The 9,527-nt window shown below is 41.7% G+C and carries 8 protein-coding genes and 1 pseudogene; all 9 read left to right on the plus strand.

Translation table 11 applies throughout. The annotated features are described in order from the left end of the window. Position 1 precedes the first annotated feature (1 nt). Positions 2-754 (plus strand): ribonuclease HII, encoded by a 753-nt coding sequence (locus AB5Z52_RS14620; protein WP_368266974.1) that lies wholly within the window; start codon positions 2-4, stop codon positions 752-754. A gap of 64 nt (positions 755-818) precedes the next feature. Beyond that, a complete protein-coding gene (gene dprA, locus AB5Z52_RS14625; RefSeq protein WP_117474598.1) occupies positions 819-1,691 on the plus strand; it encodes a DNA-processing protein DprA in 873 nt (290 codons plus the stop codon). A gap of 144 nt (positions 1,692-1,835) precedes the next feature. Continuing rightward, the gene (gene topA, locus AB5Z52_RS14630; protein WP_117474597.1) at positions 1,836-3,914 is read left to right on the plus strand and encodes a type I DNA topoisomerase; all 2,079 of its coding nucleotides are present in this window, start codon (positions 1,836-1,838) and stop codon (positions 3,912-3,914) included. Between the two features lie 236 nt (positions 3,915-4,150). Beyond that, positions 4,151-5,458, plus strand: a complete 1,308-nt coding sequence (gene trmFO / locus AB5Z52_RS14635) for an FADH(2)-oxidizing methylenetetrahydrofolate--tRNA-(uracil(54)-C(5))-methyltransferase TrmFO (RefSeq protein ID WP_003126978.1) — start codon at positions 4,151-4,153, stop codon at positions 5,456-5,458. A gap of 112 nt (positions 5,459-5,570) precedes the next feature. Continuing rightward, positions 5,571-5,996, plus strand: a complete 426-nt coding sequence (locus tag AB5Z52_RS14640) for a hypothetical protein (RefSeq protein ID WP_034704773.1) — start codon at positions 5,571-5,573, stop codon at positions 5,994-5,996. A gap of 13 nt (positions 5,997-6,009) precedes the next feature. After that, positions 6,010-7,461, plus strand: coding sequence for a flotillin family protein (locus AB5Z52_RS14645; protein ID WP_005472286.1), 1,452 nt, complete (start codon positions 6,010-6,012; stop codon positions 7,459-7,461). Positions 7,462-7,864: 403 nt separating this feature from the next. Continuing rightward, positions 7,865-8,782, plus strand: coding sequence for a tyrosine recombinase XerC (gene xerC, locus AB5Z52_RS14650; protein ID WP_005472287.1), 918 nt, complete (start codon positions 7,865-7,867; stop codon positions 8,780-8,782). A 25-nt stretch (positions 8,783-8,807) separates the two neighbouring features. Then, positions 8,808-9,350: an ATP-dependent protease subunit HslV gene (gene hslV, locus AB5Z52_RS14655; protein WP_003126982.1), complete on the plus strand. Its 543-nt coding sequence runs from the start codon at positions 8,808-8,810 to the stop codon at positions 9,348-9,350. 14 nt (positions 9,351-9,364) lie between these two features. Further along, a pseudogene (locus tag AB5Z52_RS14660) lies at positions 9,365-9,527 on the plus strand (HslU--HslV peptidase ATPase subunit); the annotation flags it as partial.

Raw genomic sequence — 9,527 nt, forward strand, 5'->3', positions numbered from 1 at the left:
GATTAAAACTATCAAAGAGCGACTATTTGCCGAGGAGGTTGACCCGGCTTATGTGGCTCAACTGATGGCAGACGAACGCTCTGGTGTCCAAAAGCTGATTACCAAGTATCAAAATCAGCAGCGTAAACAGCGACAAATGCAAGAAAAATATGCAGAAATGTCTGTATTTGAACAAGAACTCTATCAGAAAGGGCTTCGGTTTGTTGCCGGTTTAGATGAAGTCGGCCGGGGACCGTTAGCTGGGCCTGTAGTTGCCGCGGCAGTGGTTTTACCGAAGAATTGCGGGATCATTGGCTTGAATGATTCGAAACAACTTTCTGCGAAAAAAAGAGAAGAATTATTTATTGAGATCCAAAATAAAGCGGTAGCGATTGGCATCGGTATTGCAGATCATGAGGAAATTGATCGTGTGAACATTTATCAAGCCAGTAAGAATGCGATGAAACGAGCGCTAGCTGACTTATCGATTACACCAGAGCATTTATTGGTGGACGCTATGACGCTTGATACCGATATTCCTCAGACCAGTCTGATCAAAGGGGATGCGCGGTCGATCACTATCGCTGCTGCAAGTATCATGGCTAAGGTATTTCGGGATAATTTAATGAAAGATTATCATGGTGTTTTTCCTCATTATGGATTTGATCAAAATGCTGGTTACGGTACGAAAACCCATTTAGAAGGATTAGCTGCCCATGGGATTTGTCCTATCCATCGCAAAACGTTTGCACCAGTAAAACAGTATGTAAAATAATTCATCAAACAGCCTCATTTTTACGAATCTTATTAGTGAGATTCTTTAGAAATGAGGTTGTTTTATGTACTATCAGGAATGTACGCCCTTCGATAAAATCCTCCTTCGCTTGTCATTTGTACAAGGAGTCGGTATTCAAAGTCAGTGGCAGGTGGTCAAAGGCTGCCTCGCACAAGAAAATTGGACTATAACGGCTGAAGAAGTTATTCAAATGACAGGGATCACACGCAATATTCGTCGTTTTCAACAGTCGTGGCATCAGTTGACAGAGAGTGACTTAGCGGAAAAAATGGCCGACCAGTCATTTATCACCTTTTTTTCAAAAGACTACCCACCTGCACTGAGAAAAATCGCTGATCCACCATTGATCCTCTTTTACGAAGGAAATCTGGCATTACTCCAAAAGCCTTCACTGGCTGTTGTCGGTGCTAGACAAGCGACAAGCTACGGTCAGCAGATTTGTAGAAAAATCATTCCGGAACTAGTGAAAAAGAAGTACTTGATCATTAGCGGCCTTGCCCAGGGATTAGATAGTTTCGCCCATGAAGCAGCGATTGAAAGTGGTGGACAAACCATTGCAGTTATAGGAACGGGACTGGATCAGTGTTATCCTAAGAGTTCGCAACGTCTTTATTCTCAGATCAAGCAGGAACATTTGCTGGTTAGTGAATATTCGCGAGGAACATTGCCGCATAAACATCATTTTCCCATGCGGAATCGACTGATTGCGGGAATCGCACAGGCAGTTTGTGTGATTGAAGCCAAAGAAAAGAGTGGCTCTTTGATTACTGCACAGTTGGCTTTAGAAAATGGGAAGGATGTATTTGCCGTGCCTGGAGAAGCTTTGACCGATCGATCAAAGGGGTGTCATCAGTTGATTCAAGATGGAGCAAAATGCACGCTGACAGCAGAAGATATCTTAGAAGAATTGCCTTAGGCTTTTGAACTTATGATGATCCTTTCTTGACAAAACTTTTTCTGAAAGCTATGATAAGCTACGATTTGGATGTTTGGAAAGCAAGTGGATTGTTTGCCGAATATATTATAGTAGGAAAAAATGAAGGAAGGAGCCATTTTTTATATGGCATATAAATATCTAGTGATCGTGGAGTCGCCAGCAAAGGCGAAAACCATTGAAAAATACCTCGGGCGCAACTATAAAGTTGTTGCGAGTGTTGGACATATTCGTGATTTGCCGAAAAGCAAAATGGGCATTGACGTCGAAAATGACTATGAACCTCATTACATCTCGATTCGCGGCAAAGGCGATGTCATCAAGAGCCTTCGTTCTGCAGCTAAAAAAGCAGAAAAAGTTTATCTCGCAAGTGACCCGGATAGAGAAGGGGAAGCTATTGCTTGGCATTTAGCTTTCTTGCTAGGACTAGATTTAAAAGAAAAGAACCGGGTCGTTTTTAATGAAATCACAAAAGATGCAGTTAAAGCTGCGTTCAAAGAACCTCGTACGATTGATGTCGATTTAGTAGATGCGCAGCAAGCTCGTCGGGTATTGGACCGTCTGGTAGGTTATTCAATTAGTCCAATTTTATGGCGCAAAGTCAAAAAAGGATTGAGTGCGGGCCGTGTTCAGTCAGTAGCATTGAAAATCATCATTGATCGCGAAAAAGAAATCCGCGAGTTTATACCTGAAGAATACTGGAGTATCGATGGCAACTTTAAAAAAGCAACGAAAAAGTTCAAGGCGACTTTCTGGGGGCTAGATGGTAAAAAGAAAAAACTACCAAACGCTGAAAGCATCAAAGAAGTGACCGATCGTTTAGATGGCAAAGATTACCAAGTGACCAAGGTAGAAAAGAAAGAACGAAAGCGCAATCCTTCGGCTCCTTTTACAACCAGCAGTCTTCAACAAGAGGCAGCCCGCAAACTGAATTTCCGTACACGTAAAACAATGATGGTAGCCCAACAGCTTTATGAAGGAATCCCATTAGGCAAGCAAGGAACGGTGGGGTTGATCACCTATATGCGTACCGATTCTACACGGATCGCGGATACAGCTAAAGGAGAAGCGGCGGAATTCATCGAAACAACCTATGGCTCAGCTTTTTCAGCTCATGGTGGCAAGAAAATCAAGAATGCACAAGGGGCGCAAGATGCCCACGAGGCTGTACGTCCTACAAGCGTCATGCGTACACCAGAAGAAATGGAAAAGTACTTGGACAAAGATCAGTTGAAACTCTATCGCTTGATTTGGTCTCGTTTTGTAGCCAGCCAAATGACTCCTGCGATTTTGGATACAATGAAAGTGACGCTACAGCAGAATGGCGTCATATTCATAGCTAACGGATCCAAAATCAAATTTAAAGGATTTATGCAAGTGTATGTTGAGGGACGAGATGACGGCAAAGAAGACAAAGAGAATATTTTGCCGGAATTAAACGAAGGGGACGTTGTTCAGTCGATCTCTATCGAACCAAAACAACACTTCACACAACCACCTGCTCGTTTTAGCGAAGCAACGTTGATCAAAACTTTAGAAGAAAATGGTGTAGGGCGTCCATCGACTTATGCACCAACTTTAGAAACGATCCAACGGCGCTATTACGTTAAATTAACTCAAAAACGTTTTGAACCAACTGAATTGGGAGAAATCGTTAATTCGTTGATTGAGGAATTCTTCCCTCAAATCGTCGATACCCATTTCACAGCCGAGATGGAAAGCAGCTTAGATAGTATTGAAGCGGGCAAACAAGAATGGATCAAAGTCGTGGACCAATTCTATCGACCATTTGAAAAAGAATTATCCAATGCGGAAGAAAATATTGAGAAAATCCAGATAAAAGATGAACCCGCTGGCTTCGATTGCGATATTTGTGGTCATCCAATGGTCATCAAGCTAGGTCGTTATGGAAAATTTTATGCTTGTAGCAATTTTCCAGATTGTCGAAATACAAAACCGATCGTCAAAGAAATCGGAGTGGAATGTCCAGTTTGTCACCAAGGACAAGTTGTTGAAAGAAAATCCAAGAAGAACCGAATTTTCTTTGGCTGCACACGCTATCCAGAATGTGACTTTACGTCATGGGATAAACCAGTAGGCAGAAACTGTCCAAAATGTGACAACTATTTGGTTGAAAAGAAAGTCAAAGGCGGCAAGCAAGTCGTTTGTATCAAAGGTGATTATGAGGAAGATGTTCAAAAGTAAGCTATCGATCGTTTTTGACCTCTCAATAAAAAAATGAAGTGAGCGCAAGAAGTATCTGCTGAGAGACAGCAGACTTCTGCGTTCCTTTTCAAAAAACAGAGCTGTGACACAAGGAATAGAATAAAAAATAAGCAGAGACAAACGGTGATCTGAAGATCAGCATCTGCCAATGTAAGGGTTATTTTTTGTTTTGATGACTTTTGGCACAGACTCTTTTACTATAAAGGAGACGAAGTATGAAAAAAATCAATGTAATTGGTGCTGGATTAGCAGGAAGCGAAGCTGCTTGGCAAGCTGCTGAGGCAGGAGTGGCTGTCAATTTGTATGAAATGCGTCCTAAGAAAACGACAGAAGCCCATCATACGAATAATTTTGCGGAACTTGTTTGTACAAATTCTCTTAGAGGAAACAATTTAACCAATGCAGTAGGTGTTTTGAAAGAAGAAATGCGCCGCTTGAATTCGGTTATTATCTCTTCGGCCGATCAGACAGCGGTTCCGGCTGGTGGTGCACTAGCCGTTGATCGGGACGATTTTTCTGAATTAGTTACAAAGCGGGTGAAAGAACATCCGTTGGTAACAGTGATCGAAGAAGAGATCACCGAAATCCCAGAAGGAATTACGGTAATCGCTACTGGACCATTGACTTCAGAACCGTTATCCAAGGCGATTCAAGCATTCAATGGGTCGGAAGGCTTCTATTTCTATGATGCCGCAGCGCCAATCATTGATAAATCAACTATTGATATGGATAAAGTTTACTTGAAATCACGATACGACAAAGGAGAAGCAGCATACCTGAATTGTCCGATGAACGAAGAAGAATTTTATGCCTTTCGTGAAGCCTTGGTAAATGCCGAAGTCGCTCCTTTGAAAGAGTTTGAAAAAGAGAAATTCTTTGAAGGCTGTATGCCAATTGAAGTGATGGCCTCTCGTGGTCCAAAGACGATGTTGTTTGGACCAATGAAACCTGTTGGTTTGGAAGATCCTAAGACAGGCAAACGGCCTTATGCAGTGATCCAATTGCGTCAAGATAACGCTGCTGCCTCGTTGTACAACATTGTAGGTTTCCAAACGCATCTAAAATGGGGAGAACAAAAACGGGTCTTTCGGATGATCCCTGGATTAGAGCAAGCTGAATTTGTCCGCTATGGTGTAATGCATCGGAATAGTTTCATGAACTCGCCAGAACTTCTGCAACAAACCTATCAATCTCGCAAACGTGATGACTTGTTTTTTGCTGGTCAAATGACAGGAGTAGAAGGGTATGTTGAAAGTGCGGCTAGCGGTCTAGTAGCTGGAATCAATGCAGCAAAACTTGCAAAAGGGGAAGAACCAATCATCTTTCCGCAGGAAACAACAATCGGCAGCATGGCGTATTACATTACGCATGCAGAAGGCAAACATTTCCAACCAATGAATGCCAATTTTGGCTTGCTTCCTGAACTGCCCGAACGAATCAAAGATAAAAAATCCCGTTATGAGGCATTGGCTAATCGTGCGCTTACAGCTTTAGAGGCTGCCAAAGAAACAGTTGCAAATTAATTGTCGAAAACTTTCTCACGAGAAATTGTTGAGAAAGTTTTTTTTTGAATTGTCTTGAAACTTGGTAGCGGTTATCATATGATTAACAGTAACAATAGCGAAGGTGGTGACGATCGTGATTGGGGAATGGGTCACATTGCTTCAAGAGTATCTGCAGCAGTTTCCATCTTATATTCAAATAGTGGGCTGGCTGATTGTACTATTTGTTTTGATATTTGCCGTTTTTCTGCTTTTCAGTTTGTTGCTAGGCCCGTTTATGTGGCTTTTCAATCGCTTGACAGATAAAAATCGTAGCAATGTTCTTGGTCATGAAGATTTTTTGATTGGTGAATTGACAGAAAAGATCGTCGGAAATACCCTCGGTGAAGTGATGGAGATTGGCAGTAAGACAGCGCGTTCTGTTTATCCGGCAAAGTTCTATAAAGAAGAGGATATTCGAGAAAAGCGAGAATTACCAGTCGGAACCAAAGTGATTATTGTTGATTTTGACAAAAAAGGTATTGCTTTAGTGGTAGAAAACCGCAATTTTATTGAATAGGGAGTGTTGGAAAATGTTAGATACAGGGAATGCATTAGATTTTTTAAGTAATCCAATTTTATGGATCATCGTTTTAGTCGTGTTATTGATCGCATTTTTAATGATTCGTTACCGAATCGGCAAGCCAGATGAAGCGTTGATCGTAACGGGGTCATTTTTAGGTAAAGAAGGCATCAAGATTTTAAAAAATAGCGGAACATTCGTGATCCCAATTGTTCAAAAAGCACATAAATTGAGTTTACTGACGCATAAACTTGAAATTGGCACACCAGAAGTTTATACCGAACAAGGGGTACCGATCAAAGCAAGTGCGACGGTTTTAGTTAAAGTTGGTAACAGTACGGAATCGATCAAAACAGCTGCAGAACAATACTTAGGCAAATCAACCGGCGAGTTGGAAGATGAAGCACAAGAAGTACTGGAAGGCCACTTGCGGGCGATTCTAGGGACAATGACCGTTGAAGCAATTTACAAAAATCGAGATGATTTTGCGGAACAAGTGCAAGAAGTCGCATCTACCGACTTGAAAAAAATGGGATTAGAGATCGTTTCATTTACAATCAAAGATGTTAGTGACAGTAACGGCTACTTAGATGCCTTAGGACGACCGCAGATTGCTGAAGTGAAGAAGAATGCAGAAGTTGCAGAATCAAATGCATTAAGAGAAACACGAATCAAGCAAGCCGAAAATGAACAGTTGGCACAGCACGAGGAAATTCGTCGCCAAACGGAAATCGCAGAAGCAACGAAAGATATGGCATTGAAACAAGCACAATACAAACAAGAACGGGAAGTAGCAGATGCTAAAGCAGAACAGATTGCTGTGGGCGAAAAAATGAAAGTCCAATTGATCGAACAAGAAAAGAACATCGAGATCCAAGAAAAGCAAGCTGAACTGACGGAAAAAGAATTGAATGCTACAGTCCGTAAAAAAGCAGAAGCCGATAAATATGTTGTAGAACAAAATGCCTTGGCAGATAAAGCAAGAGAAATTGCTCGTGCCCAAGCAGAGGCTGAAAAAGTGAAACTAGCTGCCCAAGCAGAAGCAGAGAGAATCGAAAAACTCGGTTCGGCAGATGCTGAAAGAATCGCTAAAGTCGGTCAAGCAGAAGCCGAAAGTCGCGAAAAAATGGCGATTGCTTTAACTAAACTGAATGAAGCAGGTATTTTGATGGAATTCATCAAAGTATTACCTGAAATTGCCAAAGAAGTTAATGCGCCACTTAGCAACATCGATAAAGTGGTCAGCTTTGGAGGCAACGACGGACTCCACGACATGGGAGAAGCCGGCTTGGCACGGACATTTGATACTATCAAAGAAACAACTGGCCTCGATTTAGTCAATCTCATTAATCAAACCATGTCTACTAAACAAGGAAACAAAGAGTTAGTAGCAGCCATCGAAAGCCAAAAGCCAGTAGAAAATCAATCAAACACAGACAATGACACCCAACCAATCGAATAACCCAAACAACGCACTCAAACGAGTGCGTTTTTGCTGCGAATCACAACGAGTGGCTTGCGAAGCAAGGCAGAGTTGATGATGAGCAGCGGGGAGCAAAGCGAGGGTAGCAACCTTGAAAGAATTTTCTACGGCTGACTCTGGAAAGAGTGGAACGCAAGTTCTACTTAGTTCACAGTGAGAAGCTACTGGAGGCAAAGCATATGCCAAGTTGAATTTGGGGCAAGTCCTTCGCAAGTTTTCGTGTAAATCATAACAATCAAAAAAAGCTTCGAGAAACCTGCGGATCTTTTCTAAATTCTCCCTTATAGAATTTTCATAATTATGTCTAAACTTTGAAATATTGGTTAAATTCTGACAATTCGTTTGTTTTTTTTAAAACTCTATGATACAGTTATTTCGAGTCATGAAATGGGGGATTAGTTTGCCGGAGAACGAACTTCAAAATGATTTTTTTCGTTATCTAATTGTTGAACGAGGCTATTCTGATAAGACCAAGTCTGCTTACCAAGAAGACATGGAGGATTTCTTTCGTTTTTTAAAAGAGTCTGGCAATGAAGACTTTCTTGCCATTGATCACCGTGACGTCAGAGTATACCTTAGTTTTTTGAATGAGCGCAATTACAGTCGCAATTCGATCAGCCGTAAAATGGCCAGTTTGCGGTCGTTCTATCACTTTTTAACGAAACACGAAGTCATTAAAGAAAATCCATTCGCTTATATTCACTTAAAGAAAAAGAACGCAAAATTACCGCGTTTTTTTTATGAAAAAGAAATGGAGGCACTTTTTGAAAGTGTAAAAGGGCACGAACCTTTGCAGCAACGAAATCGAGCTTTGTTGGAGATCCTGTATGGATCCGGACTGCGGGTCAGCGAATGCAGCAACCTAACCTTGTCAGACGTTGATTGGGAGAATGGTGTATTGTTGATCCATGGGAAAGGAAACAAGGATCGTTATGTTCCTTTTGGCAGCTATGCGCAAGAAGCGTTGCGAGACTATGTCTCAGCTGGACGCCAACAGTTGATGGAGAAACACCACAAACGGCATGAGATTGTTTTCGTCAATCATTTAGGTGACGGAATCACAGCGACGGGGATTGAGTATGTGTTGAATCAAATCATTCGCAAAAGTAGTTTGGACAGCAAGATCCACCCCCACATGTTGAGGCACACATTTGCCACTCACTTATTAAATCACGGGGCTGATATGCGGACCGTTCAAGAATTGTTAGGCCATGCCAACTTATCTACGACGCAGATCTATGCCCATGTCACAAAAGATAGCTTGCAAAAAAATTACCGCCAATTTCATCCAAGAGCTTAAAAATTGGCGACAGGAGGAAAAAATTATGAAATCACCTTTTCATTCAACAACGATTTGTGCTGTTGAAAAAGATGGCAAATTCGCAATGGCCGGAGATGGTCAAGTAACAATGGGAGAACAAGTCGTCATGAAGGGGACGGCACGCAAAGTACGCCGAATCTATAACGGTGAAGTCGTAGTTGGATTTGCTGGAAGTGTGGCAGATGCTTTCACACTGGAAGAAAAATTTGAAGGAAAACTCAATGAATACAACGGCAACTTACAACGTGCTGCTGTTGAGTTAGCGCAAGAATGGCGGACACAGCAATCGATGCAGAAACTAGAAGCAATGCTGATCGTGATGAATCAGGAAGAAATGCTCTTGGTTTCTGGGACAGGAGAAGTCATTTCACCCGATGAAGGGATTTTGGCTATCGGTTCTGGCGGCAATTATGCACTCGCTGCAGCCAGAGCGATGAAACGTTACGGCGGTGATCTTTCTGCAAAAGAAATTGCTGAAGGAGCATTGAATATCGCCGCTGATATTTGTGTCTTTACCAATCACAACATTATTGTTGAAGAGTTTTAAAGAGGGATGAAGCTATGACAAATCAAAATATATCACCAAAAGAAATCGTCAAAGAATTAGATCAATACATTGTTGGCCAAACTAGTGCCAAGAAATCTGTTGCAGTAGCTTTACGTAATCGCTACCGTCGTCTCCAGTTGGATGAGAAAATGCAGCAAGATGTGACGCCGAAGAATA

It is taken from the genome of Enterococcus sp. RTP21361st1_A6_RTP21361_211029, from assembly GCF_040910045.1.
Classification (GTDB): domain Bacteria; phylum Bacillota; class Bacilli; order Lactobacillales; family Enterococcaceae; genus Enterococcus_D; species Enterococcus_D gallinarum.

Coding starts and splice junctions, on each gene's coding strand:
- xerC (WP_005472287.1), top strand. CDS start 7,865: ATGAAATGGGGGATTAGTTTGCCGGAGAACGAACTTCAAAATGATTTT.
- trmFO (WP_003126978.1), top strand. CDS start 4,151: ATGAAAAAAATCAATGTAATTGGTGCTGGATTAGCAGGAAGCGAAGCT.
- AB5Z52_RS14645 (WP_005472286.1), top strand. CDS start 6,010: ATGTTAGATACAGGGAATGCATTAGATTTTTTAAGTAATCCAATTTTA.
- topA (WP_117474597.1), top strand. CDS start 1,836: ATGGCATATAAATATCTAGTGATCGTGGAGTCGCCAGCAAAGGCGAAA.
- hslV (WP_003126982.1), top strand. CDS start 8,808: ATGAAATCACCTTTTCATTCAACAACGATTTGTGCTGTTGAAAAAGAT.
- dprA (WP_117474598.1), top strand. CDS start 819: ATGTACTATCAGGAATGTACGCCCTTCGATAAAATCCTCCTTCGCTTG.